The sequence below is a fragment of the Ruegeria sp. HKCCA0370 genome, from assembly GCF_013033705.1.
In the GTDB taxonomy this organism is placed as follows: Bacteria; Pseudomonadota; Alphaproteobacteria; order Rhodobacterales; family Rhodobacteraceae; genus Ruegeria.
The window spans coordinates 1-20,420 of record NZ_WQEP01000003.1; the positions used below are offsets into that span (position 1 = coordinate 1).

Sequence of the window (20,420 nt, forward strand, 5' to 3'; positions counted from 1 at the left end):
TCAGCCAATAAAGGTCGCTCATGTCATCGCTCCGTTTTTGGAGCCGTGAATCACGCCGCTCAGCGAAAATCAATGCATCCTGACCCTAGTCCAAGCCGAGCTCTGCCTTCTGCTGCGGTTCTGCCATCGCTACGGCCAATGCACCAAAGGGGTCGCCGGGGCATTGGCTCCCGCAGTTTGACGTAATCAGGCCTTTCTCAATGGCTACGTCCAGCGTCATCTCGCCCGCAAGAAGAGTGTCAAGCACTCGGCGCGTCGTATAAATGAGGAGGGCGTCGCCAACTGCGCCAGTGGACATTCGTGCAGTTTCTCGCGGCGGTGTGCGCGACACTGTCATTCCGTCGCCACCGGATTTGAGATCAAGCCATGTGAACTCTCTCATCAGGAAGAGATGTGCGTTACTCATGTCTCTGGTCGAGTTCGACGCGGCTTTCATTCGGTGCTGCAACGCCCGGATAGTAAACTCAGTCTTTTGTGCACGCCAGGCATGCAATGAAAGGCCCACAGACTTTTCCCACTGCTCTCCCACAAGTATCCCGTTTTCGTCGGCCTCCAAGATGGCCGTGTTGGCTTTCTGAGCTTCGGGGTTCTTGTGGAGAAAAAAGGTGAACATTAAATCGCTGGCACACGCCTGCGCAGAGACGCTGCTTGCGAGCAGCAACCCAAGTGCGGATACGCAGCGAACCAACTTATCCTTCATAGACCTTGTTCCCATCCATCCAAGTTTCACTGACCTTGATGTCGGAAATGGTCGTCGGGTCGACCGCGCGAGGATCCTCCTCAAGTATGATCATATCCGCGAGCTTGCCTTCTTCCAGGCTACCGATCACATCCTCCGAATTGCATTGCCAGGCAGCATTGGCCGTAACTGCCCGGATGGCCGATTCCACCGACACCCGTTCTTGCGGAGCCAGGATCGTCTCGGGTTCCTTCCACAGGTCGCGGGCGACTGCGACTCGGATCTTGTGCAAGGTCCCGAGCGGCGAGACCGGCGCGTCGGTATGGATCGTATAGGTGAGACCTGCGTTTTCCGCTGCCGCACAACGGTCCAGCAACTCGACCTTGCGGGGGCCGAAAACATTGTCACGCATGGCGTGGCCCCAGTAGTGGACGTGGTTGATCAGGAAACTGGGATGAACGCCCAGTTCGGCCATGCGCGCAAACTGGTCGTCGTGGATGATCGAAGCATGCTCTATTCGAGTCCGCTTGTTCTTCATGTCGAGACCGTTGCGGGTCGTGTACTCTACCGAGTTTAGTATGGAATCGATGGCGGCATCGCCATTTCCGTGAATGGCAAGCTGCCAGCCCGCTCTCGCGACCTCGTTGACGCGCAGCATCAGATCCTCCGGTTCCACATAGTGAAGACCGAGAGAAAGTTCGGAAAAATACGGAGCCCGCTGGCGGCCGGTCAGGCCTTGATTGGAGCCATCGGAAACGATCTTCCATCCTGAAGCCCGGACGAAATCGTTCCCCCAGTTGGGATCGATGTCGCCGAGCTTGATCGCCCCCAGATCAAAAATGAAGGACCGGACCCGCGCTTTCATTGCGCCACCGTCATATTGGCCGCGAATGGCCTCCAACTCCGAGAGACCAGTCACTACCCCCGCCGCCATATCCGTCATGGTTGAAATACCGTGGGGTGCAACCATTTCACCGACACGCGACACAGCCGGTCCAAAACCCGTGCCCATGGTGTTTGCGATGTCCTCGTTCATGAACAGGATCGGCAGGAAGGCTGCTTGGCCGAAAAGAACACCGTTGAGCGAGCCGTCGTCATACCGGCCGAACTCGGTTCCGGCTGGCGGTTCGGAGTCGTTGGTGTAACCGACCAGATTCATGGCAATGGAGTTTACATATGCGATGTGACCCGATGCGTTTAGGATAAAGACCGGTCTGTCCGGCGCGAGTTCATCCAACTCCCGCGTTGTCAGGTCACGGCTGGGTTCCAGGAGACTCGGGTCGAACTGTCGACCGACCAGCCAGGCTTCAGGCCCCGGTAAATCCGAGATCGCTTGCCTCAATCCGGCAACGGCTTCATCGAATGTCGCGAAAACAAATGGGCCGATGTCGACGGCGTCGGAGAGCGCGGCAAGCAGCGTCAGATGCAGGTGAGGCTCTATGAAGCCGGGCAGTAGCGTGCGGCCATCAAGATCAATGGTTTCGGCCCCACTGCCTGCAAGCGCTGCCATGTCGTCGTTCGAGCCGACACCGAGCACGCGATTGCCGCGAACGGCAAGCGCCGTGTGCTGCGAAAAGGCTGCATCTACAGGAAGCACTATGCCGCCACGATACACGATTGTACGCTCCGTCTGTGCTCGTACATAAGCCGGCATGGACAGCGCCACAGAACTGACAGCACTTAACTTGATGAAATTGCGGCGTTTCATGGGCTTTCTCCTGGGATCAATGCCGTACCGGCCAAAGGAATTTTGTCCTTTGCTACGACTTAATGTTGATCTGCCCTTTGGTTGAGTCAGGCAATGCAGAACAAGATGTTCGTCGTAGACACGTGCAATTCTAATCATGATGCGCTTTCGACAATTCGGCAAACGAAACGTTCCGCACTCGCAAAAAAATAGGCATCATTCGAACTACTGCTGCTGCAAACAAGCTCGCAGTCTTTCGAGCCGCGTGACGAAGACATGAATGATGCGGCCGCGGCGATTTTGATGTTGCGAGTGCACTCAACGAGAATTTCGAATTCACAAGTTGAGCTCAGAGCACACGTCTTCTGCGGCGAGCATGATTGGCCGGTGGCAGCCCAAACCGGACATTTGCAACTAAACATTTACAGGTTACGAAATGCGGAGGAAAAATGCTCCCGTCGTCCAAAACAGAAACGTTTGGTTTCGAAGTTAGGCCTCCCAAATACAATTTGACGAGGCCTACAGTGTTGCGAGGTCAGGGTGGCGATAGGCCTCTGGGTACGACATTGGCTTGAAAGGCCCATTGGGCACAACATTCCAACTGCGTCCGAAATAGCCCTGGCGGCAGTGTAAAAGAGAACCTGCCTCGGCAATTCCAGGCAACGCGTATACACGGCACAGCCACCGCCACAAGTACGGGTAATCTAGGATTCTCGCACCATTAAGCTTCATTCGCACATAGTAGACGGGATCGTGACGATAGAGAGTTGGGAACAGGCGAAGATCTACTTCTGAAAAGTGGTTGCCTGTCAAATAGGGCCTGCCATCTGGGAGATGTTCCTCCAAATATTCGAGTGTCTCAAAATAGGCGTCAAAGGCTGTTTTAAAGAACGTTTGATCAGAGGAAAACCCGGCCTTGTAGGCACCATTGTTAATCGCTGTATAAATCCGTTCGTTCAGGTCGTGAATTTGGTGAATCGGCACTTCGTCTGGGTAAAGCCTAACGCGTTCAGCTGCCGGGATTGTGCTGCAAGAGAATCCTCTGATGCGTCCAGCATTCGGACAATTTCAGCGCTTTCGTTGTTAACTATGCGCCCTACAATTTTGTCATACAGGATTGGAAGGGATTACTCTTCAGAGCCTTCGGCACGATAGATCTCTTTGGCAAGGCGCAGTCCTTTGCCGGTGCCGGTCTCACTCGTGCATTCTGGCAAAGTCTCACTTGTGAGCGATGCAATCCGATCAGGCGCAAACTCCCATAGGTTTGGCGCCTCTGGATCGTCGTCGCCGGTGCGGTTTGGAAATGCAACGTCCATCGTGATGCTGTTTCGAAGGCCCAACACATTTCGCGCTAGCGTCACTCTGTGACACCACGGACAATTCAGTGCTACGAATAGGTGATAGCGAACAGGTTCTGCTGGAAACACTGGATCGCCAATAGCGTGGCGAAAGCCGCTGATACCGCGCACGAATTCACCCCGTGCACGGCGCTTGTTGATATCAGTTTGGTCTACTTCGGTAGACGTGTCGGCCATAACTTCAGCATCACCCTCTGAGCCGGTGATGCAAGATGATTGGCACGGCCAATTCTTCTTCATCGCTGAGATGCCGTTTAAGGAACGCTTCAATCGTGTTGCTCGTCGCATGGAGCTGTCCGGCTTCGTCGTAAGCTTGCTCCTCATCAAGTGCGGATAGCTTGATCACACGGTTCGCAGTGCCGGTGAAGTCACTCAGCACCTTATCCAGATCGAAGTGATCCTGTTCTAGCAACTCAAGCCCCGCATCAAAACGAGGGTCCGCAGCAGATAGTGCAGGGAAATAGCTGCGATCTTCCCAGCCGTGATGGCCATGCAGGTTTCCAACCAGGTTGCCGCCATAGTACGACAGCCGCCCAACGTAGTCGTCCAACCCTATCTCGTTGCTCAAAACCCCTTCTGTATCCAAGCGAATACGTTCCGCAACACGGCGGAACATCTCATGCGCGCCGAGCCAATGCTCGGTTTTCTCTTTGAAACCTGGATGGGCTTCCCAACTGTCGCGGGGGTATTGGTCCAAGAGAAACCGCATTTCTTGAGGCATGTCGTCTTGGCGAATGGTATATGTATCGAGCATCGGTTGTCTCCTTTCAGGCCAAAGATGGGAGGTCGGGCAAGTGCTCGCCACTAGCGAGAACGCACAGTCACTATGCGTCAGCGAACCCCTGCGAAGTCGGTCCAACACAAACCAGCGATCTTGCGCTTCTAGGCTTCGATGCCTTGCTGGATGAAATCTTTCAGGTCGTTACGGCTAAGCACGTCTTTTGCCGTTGATCTGACCGCTAAGACTGTGTGGCCAAAAAACAAATCTTGGTGAAGCCCTTGCTAAAAAGCTCTATGATTTGGTTTTCTCGGCGAGTGATTTGATTACGCAGGCGAATGTTCCCGCGGTTTCACGCCACGTTGGTAGAGACTGTGACTTCAAGTCTGACAGTCTTCCCAAGCGTGCTCGCGTTCCTTGGTCTTTGAGAAGCAAACGCAGAGTAGCTCCAAAGGCCAGAGCGTCCTCGGGTGGCAACAGAATCCCCGCGTCACCGACTGTTTCAGGGACAGCACCCACGTCGCAGGAAACGATTGGAAGTCCGAACATCATTGCTTCGCTAAGAACCATTCCGTAGCCTTCGTACCGGGTCGCAAGCGCGAAAAGTGTCGCCGAGTTGAACAAGTCGTTCAACGGGGCTCGGTCCAACTCTCCCGTGAAGGTCACGCGCTCAGTTAGACCGAGGGCCTTGGCCTGACAGTAAAGCTCAACCGCAGTGTTATCGTCGTGCTCCTTGCCAACGATAACAGCCTGCCATTCCAAGTCCCTGATTGTCTCAAGCGCACCTAGAAGAGTGTCATGCCCTTTGCGGCGGGCCAACAGGCCAACTGACAAAATCAAAGGCGGACGCTTCGGCTGTTTACAGACAACCGGACGATCAAAACCTGGGGGTGCGACAGTTATTAGATCCGGTTTTGCAGCCAATTGGTTGACCAGCACGCGCGCAGTTTCTGGACTTGGAACGACAATATGTGCTGCGTGCTGAAGAGCTGCGGCTTCGTTTTTGAGCAGAAAATTAGCCCGTTCCGTCGGCAACCCAGTTTCTAGTCCAAGGGGGTGGTGTATCATTGCTATTATAGGGGCGCTCACCTGCGCCAAACCCTCTGGATCGATGGAGCCAAAAACCAATCCATCAAGGATAATCGGGCGTTTTCCGGGTACGGCGCGCAGGGCGTTCAGTGCCACTGCCATATCGTCCTGCGTTGGGTCGGGAAATCGACCCGGTAGTTTCAGGTGTTCGGTCTTGCAACCGATCTCGTTAAGAACCCGCAATACGGTGGCTTCGTAGATGAATCCGCCGGTGCGCCGGTCTTTGTCACCAGGGATTGCAAAAACAGCTTCTGTCATACCACTTGCTCGCTCGCATAAACGCGCAGAACCCGCTTTTCGCACCATGCAACTCCAGCGTATGCTGTGACTGCCGCAAGACACAAAAGGACAACGCAGGACCACAGCATATTGTAGTTTGATGTACTCGCGGTCAGTGCCATTAACACGCCTATGCCGCGCCCGGTTGCCAGCCACTCAGCTGTAGTGACAGCCAATAGCGCGGCTGGCACTGCCATGCGGGCAGACGCGAATAAAGCGGGCAACATGGCCGGGATTTGGGCGCATCGGAGTAGTTTCAAACGACCGGCACCATAGCTTTCAAAAAGATCCACGATTTGCTTCGGAGCCTGCCGCAATCCCTGCAGGCAGGCAACAAGAGTTGGGAAGAAAACCATCACAGCGACAATTGCAACGGTCCCGGTAAAGCCGCGCCCAAATGCCAGAACCAGCAAGGGCGCAGTTGTGATGATCGGCACGGCGCGTAATGTAATGGCGGTCGGCATAATCGCCCGCTCCACTGGTGGCCAAAGCGTTAAAATCACGGCCAGTCCCGCACCAAGCGCCAAACCGGCGAGATATCCGGGTATCGCATAAGCCAGGGTTTCGCCAAGCGCAGTTAGTAATGTGTTCAGGTTCGTTGTGTTGGAAACGAAGGTCCAAATATCTGCTGGTCGCTTCGCGAAGAACGAATTCAGGTTAAATAAATCCATGAGTCCCTGCCACAGAACCAAAACCATGGCAGACAGAAAAACGATACCAAGTATTTGAGTAGAGAGCGCGCGCTTTTGACCAACTCTGGGCGTCGATTGCAGGATTGTCGGTGCATGTGGTGTCAGTTTGTTTTTGAGCAGGCCAACGCATGCATACCCGAGCATAGCCAGTGATGCGGAAATAGCCGCCAGCGCCCAGGTCGCATCCGTTTGAAGACCGCGCATGGCCCTCAAGGTCAAAACACCTAATCCTCGCTCGGCGCCCGTGAATTCTCCAATCATCGCACCCAGAAAGGCAGCTGGCGCCGCGATCTGCAATCCCACAAACAGGTAAGGCAAACTGGCTCTGAATCGCACAACGAATAGGGTCGACATGCGGCCCCGACCGTAAACGGCCATCAAATCTGTCCAGCTTTTCGAGATCGCCCGAAGACCCACAACCAAGGCCAGGAATGTGGTGTAGTAAACAGCCAGTGCCGCCAAAGCGATCTGTGGGCCAGCTCCGGGCCCGAACAGGACCCGTAAAATCGGGCCGCTCGCGATCAGCGGAATGCAGAACACTAGAAGCGCGAGCGCCGATACTACCCATTCTGACTTCGGGACCAAGATCACGAAACAGGCCAGGGCCACCGCCGCAAGGTTTCCCCAAAAGAACCCGAGCGCGGCATTCCTTAAGGTTTCGGTCGCTGCCCTGAAAAGTAGCCCAGAATGATCATTGATATACTCCGCGATATCAAATGGTCCACTGATCAACACGCTGTTTGGCTGAACGTGCGCCAAGCCTTCCCAGATTAGAAGCATAAGCAAGACGCCCAGCATGATACGTCCCGGTTCCACCTACTCAGCCTCCTCCAACGCGGTCAGTACTTGCGTCACAAAAGCGCGAAAGTCTGGTGAAGTTGCAGTGGAAACTGTGCAGTCCCGGTTAATTTCGACCTGTATATCGGCCAAGATACGCGCAGGCCGAGGTGACAGCACGATCACGCGATCCGATAGCAAAACCGCCTCTTCCACGGAATGCGTAACGAGAAGTGTTGTCGTTTGGCGCTCACGCCACAACGGCGGGAGTTCTTGATTCAATCGACGTCGCGTGATCGCATCGACGGCCCCAAAAGGTTCGTCCAACAGCAGGACCTCTGGCTCTGAAATAAGGCTGCGCGCGATTGCGGCGCGTTGGCGCATACCACCTGACAGTTCTGCAGGCCGATGCTCGGCAAACCCGTCCAGCCCGACAAGATTTATCAGGTCATCTACGCGATCCACCGGTTTGCGAGCGAGTTCCGCACCCAATGCGATGTTGGATCTTACGGTTCGCCATGGCAGCAGCGATGCGTCTTGAAACGCCATGGCAAGCCCCCCGCGACGGGCGACCTGTTTTGGTGTTTCACTGCCAATCGTGATGTGCCCCGTGTCGGGTGTTTCCAACCCGGCTATCATTCGCAGAACGGTTGATTTCCCGCAGCCGGATGGTCCAACCAACGCCGTCGTCTTACCGGATCGAAAGTCAACCGAAAGCTCTGACACCGCCTCTGTGCGATCAAAACTCTTCCGGATGTTGGTGCAGGAGATTCCGGGCGTGGTCACGCGTCAGCCCTCGGGTCAGCCATACACCTCTTCCAGCAGCGACCTGTCCCAAAGGTCAGGAGTAACGTTTCGACCCAACAGCGCGAGCGTTTCGACATTGGCCGCCACAGTCTCGTCGGTGAACCAACCGAACCCGAACTCGGCCGTCAGGTTTGAGAACATCAGCGGCACTTGGCGCGCGGCCTGCAGCTTTTGCGCGGCGAGATCCAGACCTGCATCAGGGAACATCTCCAGCGTCAACTGGGCGGCGGCGTCGGTGTCTTTGTGATAATCATTCCACCCCATGACTTCGCCTTTCAGTAAAGACACAAGCTCTGCGCGCCTTTGAGCAAGAGAGTCTTCGGTGGCGATATAGGTTTGAGAATGAACGGCATACCCGTAGTCAGCCATGAGCATTGTGGTGTTGTCGACGCCCCGCACAGTCATGGCGACGGGCAAATCTGTTTCCCAGCAAAGCAGGCAATCCACCTGGCCACTGACTAACGGTGCCGGGTCATATTGAGTGGGGATAATTTCAATTTGGTCGATGTCTATCCCGTTCAACGTGCATAAGGCTTGCAAGACGGGCGTATTCGCGACGGCCATACCGATCTTTTTGCCGACCAGATCCGCGGGTTCGTTTACCGGGTTGGCCGCAAGCGATGCAATCGCGAACGGATTCTTTTGCATTGCAACAGCGATAATTTTGAACGGCGCGCCCTGCGCCACAGCGGCGGCGGTATAGTCCGCAGCTGATATCCCAACCAAAGCAGTTCCTGAAACCACGGGCGGCTCGACAGGCGCGTTTGGACCGCCTTGGGCGAGTGAGACATCCAAACCCAGATCGGACCAATACCCTTTGTTTTTCGCAATGTAACTTCCGCCAAACTGCACTGAATGCAGCCACGACAGCTGGAAATTCAAAGGTTGTAAGTTAGCTGCTAGTGCCGGCAACCCATATCCAGAAGCGGCAAAACCGGCTGCTCCGGTTTGAAGAAAAAAACGGCGTGTAAGGTGGGCGGGCTGTTTCATAGCGAATTTCTTCTCCCTGTCGTTAGTTGCAGTTCAAGCGATCTTGGCCACAGCAGAATTGCAACTGCTGGCAGCGCGGCGATCAGGATAACGGCGCCATAAGTGACACCCGAAGCAATGCCCGCACTGGATGACTGCCCGATTATTGGAAATAAGGCGGCAGCGGCTCCTTCCCTCCAACCCCAACCACCAATCGACATAGGGATCAGCATGGCGGTCAACACCAGAGGAATAATGATAAGCAAGCCGCCTGATGGTATGACAACCCCTACAGCCCTTGCTGACGCGTAGAATCCCAGTATCAGACATGCGGAGCTGACTAAGCCGAGCAAAACAAAGGCCGTTCGACGTTGTAACCTGATCAAAAAAACAACGAACCTCCCAATTGATGGAAGGGCAAGTGATATAAGGCTCACCACGACTAGAGCGGATAGCAACACAGCAAGAACTGTCATGCTCAGTTCAGGATGATCGAAGCCTGCGGGCCACATTAGCGCAGCACAGACGCCCAGAAAAAAGACTGCCATGATCGCGATTTGCCCCAACAGCCGTTCCGCGAACACAGATTGAGCTGAGCGTTTGAGGTCTGCTTTCTTCCCCGCCCGAACCGCACGGGTCAGATCCCCCGGAACGCCGCCGGGCAGAACCATATTCACCAGCTGCGCGATATAGTATTCGCGCAGGGCGAAAGAGTAATCAAACCGAATATCCAACGTGCGCGCTGTAAGTTGCCATCGGAATGCCATCGAGAAGGTTGCGGCAGTTGTTGCAAGGATCGAAAGCCCTACCCATTCCAGGCTAAGCATCCGCAGATGATCAGCGACACGCGCCAAATCCGTCCACCAAAGCAACGCGATAATCAACGTGATCGATACGACCAACCTGACCCAATACCGGTTCATTGCGTCACCATTGCGGTTGAGGTCTTGTCAGAAAAGGCCGCGATAAAGTTGTCCCTAAAACTGTCCATTCGGCGAACAGGGACGTCGGATGCGGGGACAAGCCCTTCGGTCCAACGCCAATGCTCGATGTGATCCAAGACTTGCGGGGGTCCGATTATATGAACAGCTACATCCTTGCTGTCACTGCCTGATACAAATCCAGCGGCTTGATGGTCCCCTGCGACAATGACCAGTGGTGCATCGTCGGCCAGTTGAAGAACATGAGAAAAGACGACTTGCAAAACGTAGTCTACCGATCTGCGATACGCGTCCCGCACGGCATCCCGGTCTTTCCACAACACTTCAGGTGTCGGTCCCCGTAAGGCCATCTCATTGAAGACGGTGCCGTCGCCTACGTCCTTCCACGGGATTACATCTGCGATTGGCGTCCAAGGGGCATGTGAAGAGATCAGGGCGATCTGGACAAAATCAGGTCTCGGGTCCGGCGGCAAGAGATCGGGATACGCAGCCAAGGTGAATTGGTCGGGCATCGTGACCCAGCGAAAACTCTCGCCCGCATAGGGGATTGTGGCCTTGTCAAAAACAAGCTCAAACCCCATCGCTCGGCTCTCGGGCCAGTCCTTTGTGATTGCAGGCATGACAGCGGCTGTCCGATACCCCGCCGCTTGCGCGATATGAGATAGCCATTTGCGCCCACTGTCGATCATCGCTTGATAGCGCCCGTTATCGGCGGTCCACAAGCCGGACCCCAGGGTCCCATGTGCCAACCAGCTTTGTCCGCCTGCCGTTGGCGAGGTCAGCCAACCGCTTTTCATGGCAAGGCCCGAACCCGCGATTTCCGCCTGAGCAGACCGCAGCGTTGCAAGATGCGTTGGCGCGTACAGCGGGTTGTCGAAGCTCGCGCGACCGTAGCTTTCAATCCAGATCAAAAGCACATCCCGCCCATCAAGCTTGTTCAACAATCCGGTCTGATTGGCATAGGTATCTGAACCTGCGGCCTTACGAAACTCAGCCAAATCTCTGGTTGTTCTCTGTATTTCCTCTACGCGATTTACTGCTAAGCGAGCGGTCCAGGTGGTCCCCGGCGGGCTGTTTCCCAATTTCCAGAAACTGAGGTGATGACCCGCATCCGCGACAGCCCATCCAGTGCAGCCGACGCCGATCAAAGCTGCTGCCAATCCTGTTTTTGCATTTTGTCCAAGTGACGCCCAAGCGGCAAAGCCCTGGACTATAAAAACGTAAAGCAGGGCCAGCAACAAAATGGTCGATGACACTGCAAAAACAAATACAACCAAACCAAGGCTATCGTGGGCGAATGAGAACCCTGCAGCGATCAAGGGCATATCAACGACCGGATTAAAAGGCCTGTCAAAAGCGCTAAACATTGCATAGTCGGCGAGCTTCAAAACAGCGACAGCCAACAAAGCCAGCGCGACCGCGTGTACGATGATCAAGCGCCGACCCAGCACCATCATCAGAAATAGTATGACAGGCAGCTCGAGAGGCCAGCGCAACACCGCACCCCACCCAAAAGCGCTTGGATGGTTTGGCAGCGCGAGAACAGAAAAAACAGCCAACGCACCCAAAGCTAAGAAAAGTGCTTGCCTCATTCAGCACGCCCAAGAAGCCAATTGATGTCCACAAAGAAGGACCATGCGAGCAGTATCGCAGCCATAAAAGATATCGGCAAATACGCTGTTGTTGGCGTCAAGGGAAACAGGAGCGTGACCAACGCACCGATTTGTATAACGCAAATTGCTTTTCGACGGAACGACTCGGGGAGTTCAGCCTGCAATGCGGGCAAAAATAGACTTGCTGCGCAGAAGGTGTATCGCATGAAACCAAGAACCAGAATTTCCAGGCCTGTTGTCCCTGATACCAAAAGCCACACAGAGAGGACCGCGCCCAACAACGCGTCCGTTTCCATATCAAACCTCGCGCCAAATCGGGATGTCAGTTTTGATCGCCGCGCCAACCAGCCGTCTACGCCATCCAATGCGAATGCTACTGTTGCCACCACAAATACCAGCCAAGGGTTCACGGTTGGCGCGACCACAGTGCCAGCCAAAAACGCGACCATTGCAGCGCGGATTAGGGTTACAAGGTTACACAGACCCAACACTTCATAAGGATAGGTTCGACGCAACCCCGGGATCAGCAATCCGACGACTACCCCAAAGACGACCAAAGGGGGCAATGCGGAACCAAACGCCAGTAATGAGCATACTGCCATTGCAAGAGCAATGACCGCGCTGGCTATGCACAGGTTGGCAACAGGTGGTTCCACCTCCACAGGCCTTGTCGCGTTGTAAAAATCACCGCCAAACATAAACGTCACCCAATTGATCCTAAGAACAATTTAGCCCGCCAACGAACTTCGGGTAGCCTTGTGGGCAACCAACCGCTCACGTCCTTTTCCCAAGCTTAACAACGCCCGTCAAAGGCAAGTGATCCGAAGCCTGCACCAGAACCTCTGATTTTAGTGCGTGAACCTCTGAAATCGCGTCTGGAAAATCCGTCAAGATCCTGTCCAGGGGTAAAAAAGGCGCTCGGCTCGGGAAACTGGCTCGAGCAGGCCCTTGAAAGGCCGTTCCAGTAATCCGTTGATGGAACATCAAACCGCCCCAAGGCCGCCATTCATTGAAGTCGCCTAGCATGAGTGTTTGCATAGTTGGGCGACGATGTAAGTACTGCCCAATGGTACGCATTTGGATGATGCGCAACGGTTGCGACAAAGAGAGATGCATCGTCATTATGCGCAACGGATAACCGTCAACCAGCGTTTCGAACACTATGGCGCCCCGGTGGCAATGACCTGGTAGATCAATCACATCTGCATGGGTGCGCTGAAACCTCTCGCCCAGAAACAGGATGCTTCCCAGAAATCCATCGCTCTGACTTCCCCAACGCAATGCGGGGGCGTCTTGTGTGTATCTGAGCCCCGTAAGCTCGGAGATGTTCTGCACGTCTACGATCCGAGCGTGCGGTCGACATTCCTCATCCGCTTCTTGCAACGCCAGAATGTCCAAACCCAAAGGCGTCAGTTCCGTCCCGATTGCGTTGGCCACACGGTTTGGATCGACCTGTCCATCTGGTCCCTTTGCGCGATGAATGTTCCATGTTGCGCAGCGAATTGTGGAGTTGCTCATGTTTTTACGGCCTTTGTCCGTTTGCAACCTATATTATTAATAACCTTGGCTACCACTCGGAGGTCTTCGTACTATGGCTTTTACGCGTTTAAAAACCGATCTCGGCCGCTTTGGCACTACAACGCGAACGATTGTAACCTCGGCTGCACTAAGTGCATATGCAATGGCGGCCAACGCCGATATGGCGCGGTATGAACTCGATCCAATGCACACGGCCATCTATTTCACAATTGATCACATCGGCTACGCAAAAACACTTGGTGTGTTCACAGAAGTGTCGGGCAACTTCTTTTACGACACTGAAACGCAAGAGTTGCGCGACGTAGAGGTTATAATCCAAGCGGCGTCCGTGAACACGTTCAACGACGCGCGTGACGGTCATGTTCGAAACCGAGACTTCCTGGATGTCTCGACGTATCCCGAAATCAAGTTTGTTGCGAACGGTGGCACAGCTTCGGACGACACCAGCGGAACTGTGACCGGAGAATTGACGATCTTGGATCAAACTCTTCCCGTAACGCTGAATGTTACGCTAAACAAAGTCGCAGAATATCCGTTTGGCCATAAACGCGAGGTTTTAGGACTGTCGCTCGACACCGCCATTTTGCGCAGTGAGTTTGGGATGGACTACGGAGTCGCGAATGGGCTTGTTGGCGATGAAGTGACGATTAACATTGAGACGGAAGCAATCAAAAGCGACAAATGATTTTGGTAAACGAATGTGTTGCCAGCCAACAAATCGATCTTGCGGGCAGTAAACTGCCTGGCTTCGAAGGGCAGTCCACGTATTTTTTTTGATTTTTCCTTCGAATCCTAGTCACTAAACGACTGCCGCCCATTTTCAGTTTTGAGTCTGAATTTACCTCATGTTGATAGCGGTGAACCATAAATGACGTATTACATAGCTGAAAGCATGCGGACTAAACGCGCCCTACAGTGGTGAAGATTTCTGAGCAAATCGCAACAATAGTGCTTGGTGGTTGCGCAAGCATTGACGCTGATCAGGTTTTGTAGGGCCACGACAGCGATGAGTGCGGGATAGGCTGGGTGTAGACACGGTATTGGGACAAACCGGTTGATGTAAGAAAGGGACGTGCACCTATCTGCGCAAAGTCAAGTTTCTGCTCGAAGCCGTCATTGGTGCAATCCCGATAAGTGTCTGCTTTGCGGACAAACCCGCAGTTCTCCACGAAAACGGATAGGCATACCTTTTGAATAATCGCCTCCACACGTCTTCCGACAATTCGAGACCTTAGCTACCGATCTTTCCACCGCACGTTCACAGGTATTAGGCAAGTTGCCGGTTCTAACAATCTATGAAAGTGGTAGTGTCTTCGAGCCAACTTGCGAGAAGTAACTATGAGCCAACGTCGACTTGCTGCAATCATGTCTCTGGATGTCGTCGGCTTCAGTCGGATGATGCAGGGCGGCTCCAAGCTACTTCTCAAAACACTGAACACCTTGTACCGCGATTTGGTTACGCCGATCGTTGAACAAAAATCTGGCAGGGTGGTCAAGCTGTTGGGCGATGGAGCATTGATTGAATTTCCGTCAGCAGGGAACGCTTTAGAAGCGGCAATTGCGATTCAAACCGAGTTAAGAGAGCCAGACCATCCCTATCTGGTTCCGGAACGTATTCAGCTTAGAGCGGGTTTGCATGTCGGCGACGTTACCGTCGATGGCGAAGATATCTTCGGAGACGGCGTTAACATCGCTGCGCGGCTCCAATCGGCAGCTGAACCCGGGGGCATTCTGGCCTCAAAGGTACTTTGTGATCTTGCCGGAGCGGATTACGCCAAACGATTACGCCGAGAAGGGCTGCATACGTTCAAAGGCATTGAACAGCCGATCGAAGTGCTGTCGTTCAACTTCACCGATGAACATGTGTCCAAATCGCGCGCTAACTTCGCCAAAACACAGGAAATTCGTTACTGCAAAACTGACGACAACATTAGTCTGGCCTGGAGCTCAGTTGGAGACGGTCCTCCGGTCGTAAAGGCGCCAAGTTGGATTGGACACTTGGAACTTGACTGGCGCAATCCCGGGAAAGCTCCAATTTACACTTCCATCGCTCAAAGACATCGCTTGGTCCGTTTTGACGCCAGGCTCAACGGTCTATCCGACTGGGACGCCGAAACTTGTACGTTCGAACGGTTCGTTGATGACTTGGAAACTGTTTTCGACGCAGCGGATATAAGGCGCGCGCCGATCCTTGCGATATCGCAGGGGTCCGCAGTGGCAGCCGCCTTCGCAGCGCGCCGACCTGACCGCGTGTCTGCGATCGTAATGATAGGTGGGTTCCCTGTTGGTCGGGCAAAAAGAACATCGCAAAAAGATGTGGAACGCGCCAACGCAATTAAGCAAATGATGACTGCCGGGTGGGACGATGATTATCCGTCTCTGCGTGATTTGATGGCGCAAATCATCGTGCCGGGCGCGAGCCAAGAAGAACGGCGGCAATATGCCGAAGACATGCGTAAGATGATTTCACCCGAAAACATGGGGCGGTATCGCGGCGTGATTGATAACATCGATATCTCACCGATATTGTCCAAGGTCGAGGTGCCGTGCCTTGTTTGTCACGGGAACAGTGACAGGATGCAACCGGTCGAACAAGGACGATTGTTTGCAAAGGGATTACCCAACGCGAAATTCATCGCCTACGAAAGCTCGAACCATACCATCCCGGACAACGACCCGGAATGGCCACGTTTTGAGAGGGATGCCCTGGCTTTCTTGGCTGAACACAGCTGAATTATTGCTCCAAGTGCCTTCGGGTTTGGCGCTATATCTCTCAAAACAAATGCTACAAGAGTACCTCGCCAGAGTAATGGAACACAGAGTTGCGATAAGTGCAGTCAGGCTATCCTACGCACAATACGCCGAAGGTGAGCCGGTGGTCTTTGTTCATGGTTCGAATGCGGATCATCGGTTTGGCGGGTTTTGCAGATATGGTATCCTCTAAGAGGGAGGCGAATTGACAGCCGAGCAGTCTTGCGGCCTGTTCGCACGAGATCCGCATTCATGGTATTCCTCGACTTGATCGCTCGCACAAGGCAGCGTTTCAGTTGGACTGGTCGAAAGCAACAATGGACAAGCTCTCTGTCATGAACGCCTTCCGCCGCATTGTCGAGCGAGGCAGCTTTGCGCGTGCAGCGGAGGATCTCGGGGTTTCTCCCGCTCTTCTAAGCCGCGAGATAAAGCTTTTGGAGGAGAGCCTTGGCACGGTATTGCTCACCCGCACAACGCGTTCAATGTCACTCACCGATGCTGGCCAACTCTTCTACGAGGAAGCATCAGGTATCCTTGATGCCGTGTCCCAGGTCGAGACGCGCATCCGTGACGGCGCCGGGGCGATACGCGGCCATCTCAAGGTGAACGCCTCCAGTTCCTTCGGTCAGACCGTCATTGCGCCGATCCTGCCGGGGTTTTTCGACGCCTATCCCGATCTGCGCCTAACGCTTTCGATGGATGACCGGGTGATCGACATGGTGGAGGGAGGCTTCGATGTGTCGATCCGGATCCGGGCGGCGATGCCGGATTCCGCGCTTGTGGCCCGCAAGCTGGGGACGATGCGGCAACAGGTCTTTGCCGCGCCGTCCTATTTGGACAGCGTCGGTGCTCCAGAAACGCCGCTGGACGTTGCCGATCACCGTGTCATCGGCTTTTTGCTGGCCGATCACCTCATCGCCTGGACCCTTCACGGTCCATCCGAAACGGTGACCGTGGACCTTGATCCGCCCATCCGCGTCGGCAACAGCCTTGTCCTGCGCGATCTGCTGATTGCCGGCCAGGGAATCGGCACCTTGCCGGATTTCGTGTCAAAGGATGCGGTCGCGCGCGGCGAGCTGGTCCGCGTACTGCCCGATTGGGAACTGCCAGCGCCTGAAATCTACGCATTGACGGCCTCGCGCCTCGGCATGGATGCGAAAGTGACGGCGTTTCTCGATCACTTGCGCGCCGCGCTGCACCCCTGACATTCTTCAATCCACGTAAAGAGTGAATTGAGAGCGGTCCGGTTATTCCGGGCCGCCTCATCGCCGATCTTCTCAGGTGACGAAACCCGAAACACTGAGAGGATCCCATGACCCGTGTTCTTGTTCTCTACTATTCCAGCTATGGCCATGTCCGCGCGCTTGCCGAGGCCGAGGCCGAAGGCGCGCGCTCGGTGCCCGGCACCCATGTCGATCTGCGGCGCGTGCCCGAAACCGTCCCCGAGGAGATCCGGCAGAAGGCCGGGTTCGCGGCCGACGAGACCCCGGTTGCGTCTCCCGCCGATCTGGAAAGCTACGACGCCATCATCTTCGGCACCCCAACGCTGTTCGGGATGATGGCCGGGCAGATGAAGTCTTTTCTCGACCAAGCGGGCGGCCTCTGGGCGCGGAACGCGCTGGTCGGCAAGGTCGCGGCCGTCTTTGCCTCTACCGGCTCGCAGCATGGCGGGCACGAGGCGACGCTGCTCTCGACCCAGATCCCGTTGCAGCATTTCGGAATGCTGATCGCGGGCATGCCCTATACCTTTGCTGGTCAGAAGGCGGGCGAGGAAATCGTGGGCGGCGCGCCCTATGGCGCGGGCACCATCGCCGGAGCCGACGGGTCGCGTGCACCATCCGGGACCGATCTTGCCGGGGCGCGCTTCCAGGGCGCGCATGTCGCCCGGATCGCCGTGCGCCTTGCCGGGGCGGATTGGCAAGAGGAGGCCGCGTGATGCCGTCCCTTACAATAGATTTCTTTCACGACGTCGTCTGCTGCTGGTGCTTCAACATCTCGTCGCGGATGCGCGGGCTTGCGGAGGAGTTCGATCTCGATATCCGGCACCGGACCTTCGTCCTGCAGGCCAGCCGCGCCGAGATGGCCGCACGCTGGGGCGCACCCGAAGACGCCCGCGAGACCATCCTTGGCCACTGGGACGCCTGCCGCCAGGTCGGCGACCGGCCGGAGCTTGTCGATATCGACGCCATGCGGGCAGCGCCCTTCGACTATCCCCACGGTATGATCGCCGCCCTCGGCTGCAAGGCCGCCGAACGCATTGGCGGGCAAGCCGCACATTGGGACATGTTCGACTGCCTGCAACGAGCTCATCTGGGCGAAGCCCGCGATATTGCCGACCCCGAAACCGTTCTGGCAGTGGCACGGGATCTCGGGTTCGAGGCGACTGTCTTTGGCGATGCGTTCGACGATCCACACACGGCCCGGGTCGTCGAAGCCGATAGGCAACTGGCCCGCGCTCTTCAGGTCCACTCCATTCCCACGCTCATCGTGCGCGAAACAGGCGCGCGCCTCGTCAACGGACCGCGGGAAGACCTTGCCACACAGCTCCGCGCCGCCCTCCGCCTTGTCGCCTGAAAGGAGACCCTCATGACCTCTTTCGCCCGTCTTTCGCGCAGCCGGATCCACCGCCGCAGGTTGTGCGAATTGGCACAGGATCTCTCGCCGCACATGCGGCGCGATATCGGCCTTGATGCCTGCGCCAGACCACCCCGGCTGCCCCATCACCTGCTCTGGTGAGCCCCGAACAAGGAGATACGATCCATGTCACGCACCAGCGACATTCTTCTCACGGCGCTCGCCCCGGCGATCTGGGGCAGCACCTATATTGTCACCACCGAGGCGCTGCCGGTGGGCTATCCCGTGACCCTTGCCGCGCTGCGCGCGCTGCCCGCTGGCCTGCTCCTGCTTGCCCTCACGCGCTGCCTGCCGCCACGCGCATGGCTTGGCCGCGCCTTCCTGCTCGGCAGCTTCAACTTCGCCCTGTTCTGGGTGCTTCTGTTCGTGGCCGCCTATCGGCTGCCGGGCGGAGTCGCGGCGACGCTCGGATCGCTGCAGGCGATGATGGTCATTCTCATGGCGCGCGGCTGGCTCGGCACACCGATCCGGGCTGGCGCGGTCGCCGCGGCGGCAACCGGCATATTGGGCGTCGCACTGCTGTTGATCGGACCCGAGGCCGCACTCGATCCCATCGGTGTCGCCGCGGGTCTGGGCGGTGCCGCCTCCATGGCGGCGGGTACCGTGCTCAGCCGCAAGTGGCAGCCGCCCGTCTCGGCGCTGAGCTTCACCGCGTGGCAGCTGACCGCCGGGGGGCTTGTCCTTTTGCCGTTCGCACTGATCATCGAACCGCCCTTGCCGCCGCTGACGGCGACGAACCTGGCCGGGCTGGTCTGGCTTGGCCTCATCGGCGCGGCAGCCACCTATGCGCTCTGGTTCCGGGGTGTCGCCCGGATCGAGCCCGGTGCCGTCGCCATGTTGGGCATGATGAGCCCCGTTACTGCGGTTTTCCTGGGCTGGGTGGTGCTTGGGCAGTCGCTCTTACCCCTGCAGGGCTTGGGCGCGGTCATCGTCCTTGCCTCCGTCTGGGCGGGGCAGCGCGCGAACCGGACCAGCGCCCGTGCTACATTCGCGCGGCACAGGCCGGTGCTTGCAAGAAATGTCTGACCAGGTGTCAATAAGGACGGTCCCAATGCCCAAGCTTACCCTCACCCCCGATCTTGCGTGCGAGATATGGCTCGCCGGGGCTGTTTTACCTCGCGATCATCATGACGGGCTTTGGTGCCGAACTTGGCCTGCGCGCGCCCCTGATCGATCTCAGCGATGCCGCTCTGGCCATTCTGCTCTACCGGATCTTTCGCGCCATAGCGCCGGGCCTGGCGCTTTCGGCCATGGTCTTCCGGCTGATCCAGACCGTGTTGATCGTTGTCAGTCTCATGGGGCTCATGACCGGGTGGCTGGTTTTGGTCCGCGCGGATATTCTGGCCGATGCGCCCGCGCTCGCCTTTCTTTTGATGATAGCCTCCAATGCCTGCCGCGGGCTGTATTTGGTTCTTCTGAAGAAATGGCGCATGCACCCTAAGCCAGATGAAGGTTTATTCGTGATATTCGTTGTTGGCATTGTCGTCCTGCTGCCGTTCATTGTGATACATGAAGCTGGTACATCTCAGCCATTGGACCACTCTTGGCAGGTCTGGGGATCGATCCTGTTCATTGGTGTTGGCATGGGTGCTATCTACCTCCACCTGATAAATTTTGGTACAAACGAAGTCGGTGTTTCGACAGCTTCTCTATTTGCCTATCTCGTGCCGATATTTGTTGCGGTCGAAGCCGTGGCTGCAAAGGGCATGGACATTCAGACCTATCAAGGCGTTGGTGGTGCGTAGATTGTCAGTGGTGTTTTGATCGCAACCCGTTTGCACCATCGGCAAACGGCTGCGGACCATCCGCCTCATTGATACATGCGTTGCCAGAGGCACGGGGCCTGGCTTCTTATCTGGCTTAACGATTCGAAAGAAGTGCTTTTGC

At 55.9% G+C, this 20,420-nt stretch carries 21 protein-coding genes; 8 read left to right on the plus strand and 13 right to left on the minus strand.

Annotation, left to right across the window (positions count from 1 at the left end; all coding sequences use genetic code 11):
* Positions 1 to 85 precede the first annotated feature (85 nt).
* The 13 genes from GOW31_RS08670 to GOW31_RS08725 all read right to left on the minus strand — a co-directional run bounded on the left by GOW31_RS08670 (position 86) and on the right by GOW31_RS08725 (position 13,154).
* Positions 86 to 700 (minus strand): hypothetical protein, encoded by a 615-nt coding sequence (locus tag GOW31_RS08670; RefSeq protein ID WP_171169339.1) that lies wholly within the window; start codon positions 698 to 700, stop codon positions 86 to 88.
* Entirely contained in the window at positions 690 to 2,387 is a 1,698-nt protein-coding gene (locus GOW31_RS08675; RefSeq protein ID WP_171169341.1) for an amidohydrolase, read from the minus strand. Before GOW31_RS08675 ends, GOW31_RS08670 begins: the two co-directional genes overlap by 11 nt.
* A gap of 498 nt (positions 2,388 to 2,885) precedes the next feature.
* Complete coding sequence (locus GOW31_RS21990) at positions 2,886 to 3,350, minus strand: glutathione S-transferase family protein (protein ID WP_371813734.1); 465 nt, start codon at positions 3,348 to 3,350, stop codon at positions 2,886 to 2,888.
* Between the two features lie 143 nt (positions 3,351 to 3,493).
* Positions 3,494 to 3,901 carry a hypothetical protein gene (locus GOW31_RS21995; protein ID WP_254441674.1) on the minus strand — a complete coding sequence of 136 codons (408 nt, stop codon included), beginning with the start codon at positions 3,899 to 3,901 and terminating at the stop codon, positions 3,494 to 3,496.
* 10 nt (positions 3,902 to 3,911) lie between these two features.
* A complete protein-coding gene (locus GOW31_RS08685) occupies positions 3,912 to 4,478 on the minus strand; it encodes a hemerythrin domain-containing protein (RefSeq protein ID WP_171169343.1) in 567 nt (188 codons plus the stop codon).
* A gap of 258 nt (positions 4,479 to 4,736) precedes the next feature.
* On the minus strand, positions 4,737 to 5,789 hold the full coding sequence (locus GOW31_RS08690) for a glycosyltransferase family 4 protein (protein ID WP_171116962.1): 1,053 nt from the start codon (positions 5,787 to 5,789) through the stop codon (positions 4,737 to 4,739).
* Entirely contained in the window at positions 5,786 to 7,300 is a 1,515-nt protein-coding gene (locus GOW31_RS08695; RefSeq protein WP_171169344.1) for an ABC transporter permease, read from the minus strand. The genes GOW31_RS08690 and GOW31_RS08695 overlap by 4 nt, the downstream gene beginning before the upstream one ends.
* A gap of 18 nt (positions 7,301 to 7,318) precedes the next feature.
* Positions 7,319 to 8,065 carry an ABC transporter ATP-binding protein gene (locus tag GOW31_RS08700; protein ID WP_171169346.1) on the minus strand — a complete coding sequence of 249 codons (747 nt, stop codon included), beginning with the start codon at positions 8,063 to 8,065 and terminating at the stop codon, positions 7,319 to 7,321.
* Between the two features lie 15 nt (positions 8,066 to 8,080).
* Positions 8,081 to 9,076: an ABC transporter substrate-binding protein gene (locus GOW31_RS08705; RefSeq protein WP_171169348.1), complete on the minus strand. Its 996-nt coding sequence runs from the start codon at positions 9,074 to 9,076 to the stop codon at positions 8,081 to 8,083.
* A complete protein-coding gene (locus GOW31_RS08710) occupies positions 9,073 to 9,978 on the minus strand; it encodes a lysylphosphatidylglycerol synthase transmembrane domain-containing protein (RefSeq protein ID WP_171169350.1) in 906 nt (301 codons plus the stop codon). Before GOW31_RS08710 ends, GOW31_RS08705 begins: the two co-directional genes overlap by 4 nt.
* The gene (locus tag GOW31_RS22000; protein WP_253285426.1) at positions 9,975 to 10,994 is read right to left on the minus strand and encodes a sulfatase-like hydrolase/transferase; all 1,020 of its coding nucleotides are present in this window, start codon (positions 10,992 to 10,994) and stop codon (positions 9,975 to 9,977) included. The genes GOW31_RS08710 and GOW31_RS22000 overlap by 4 nt, the downstream gene beginning before the upstream one ends.
* A 590-nt stretch (positions 10,995 to 11,584) precedes the next feature.
* Positions 11,585 to 12,307, minus strand: coding sequence for a CDP-alcohol phosphatidyltransferase family protein (locus tag GOW31_RS08720; RefSeq protein ID WP_171169817.1), 723 nt, complete (start codon positions 12,305 to 12,307; stop codon positions 11,585 to 11,587).
* A 76-nt stretch (positions 12,308 to 12,383) separates the two neighbouring features.
* Positions 12,384 to 13,154 carry an endonuclease/exonuclease/phosphatase family protein gene (locus GOW31_RS08725; protein ID WP_253284218.1) on the minus strand — a complete coding sequence of 257 codons (771 nt, stop codon included), beginning with the start codon at positions 13,152 to 13,154 and terminating at the stop codon, positions 12,384 to 12,386.
* Positions 13,155 to 13,200: 46 nt separating this feature from the next.
* On the opposite strand from GOW31_RS08725, the gene GOW31_RS08730 reads away from it, so the two are divergent.
* The 8 genes from GOW31_RS08730 (at position 13,201) to GOW31_RS08765 (ending at position 20,278) form a co-directional block, all read left to right on the plus strand.
* Positions 13,201 to 13,833, plus strand: a complete 633-nt coding sequence (locus GOW31_RS08730; RefSeq protein WP_171169355.1) for a YceI family protein — start codon at positions 13,201 to 13,203, stop codon at positions 13,831 to 13,833.
* Positions 13,834 to 14,513: 680 nt separating this feature from the next.
* On the plus strand, positions 14,514 to 15,881 hold the full coding sequence (locus tag GOW31_RS08735) for an alpha/beta fold hydrolase (protein ID WP_171169356.1): 1,368 nt from the start codon (positions 14,514 to 14,516) through the stop codon (positions 15,879 to 15,881).
* 335 nt (positions 15,882 to 16,216) lie between these two features.
* The gene (locus GOW31_RS08740; protein ID WP_171117706.1) at positions 16,217 to 17,104 is read left to right on the plus strand and encodes a LysR family transcriptional regulator; all 888 of its coding nucleotides are present in this window, start codon (positions 16,217 to 16,219) and stop codon (positions 17,102 to 17,104) included.
* A 107-nt stretch (positions 17,105 to 17,211) separates the two neighbouring features.
* Positions 17,212 to 17,835, plus strand: a complete 624-nt coding sequence (gene wrbA, locus GOW31_RS08745) for an NAD(P)H:quinone oxidoreductase (protein WP_171169357.1) — start codon at positions 17,212 to 17,214, stop codon at positions 17,833 to 17,835.
* Positions 17,835 to 18,473: a DsbA family protein gene (locus GOW31_RS08750; protein WP_171169358.1), complete on the plus strand. Its 639-nt coding sequence runs from the start codon at positions 17,835 to 17,837 to the stop codon at positions 18,471 to 18,473. The genes wrbA and GOW31_RS08750 overlap by 1 nt, the downstream gene beginning before the upstream one ends.
* Before the next feature lie 12 nt (positions 18,474 to 18,485).
* A complete protein-coding gene (locus tag GOW31_RS08755; protein WP_171117713.1) occupies positions 18,486 to 18,635 on the plus strand; it encodes a hypothetical protein in 150 nt (49 codons plus the stop codon).
* A 24-nt stretch (positions 18,636 to 18,659) separates the two neighbouring features.
* Complete coding sequence (locus tag GOW31_RS08760) at positions 18,660 to 19,559, plus strand: EamA family transporter (RefSeq protein ID WP_171117715.1); 900 nt, start codon at positions 18,660 to 18,662, stop codon at positions 19,557 to 19,559.
* Positions 19,560 to 19,612: 53 nt separating this feature from the next.
* Complete coding sequence (locus GOW31_RS08765; protein WP_171169359.1) at positions 19,613 to 20,278, plus strand: EamA family transporter; 666 nt, start codon at positions 19,613 to 19,615, stop codon at positions 20,276 to 20,278.
* The last annotated feature ends 142 nt before the right edge of the window (positions 20,279 to 20,420 follow it).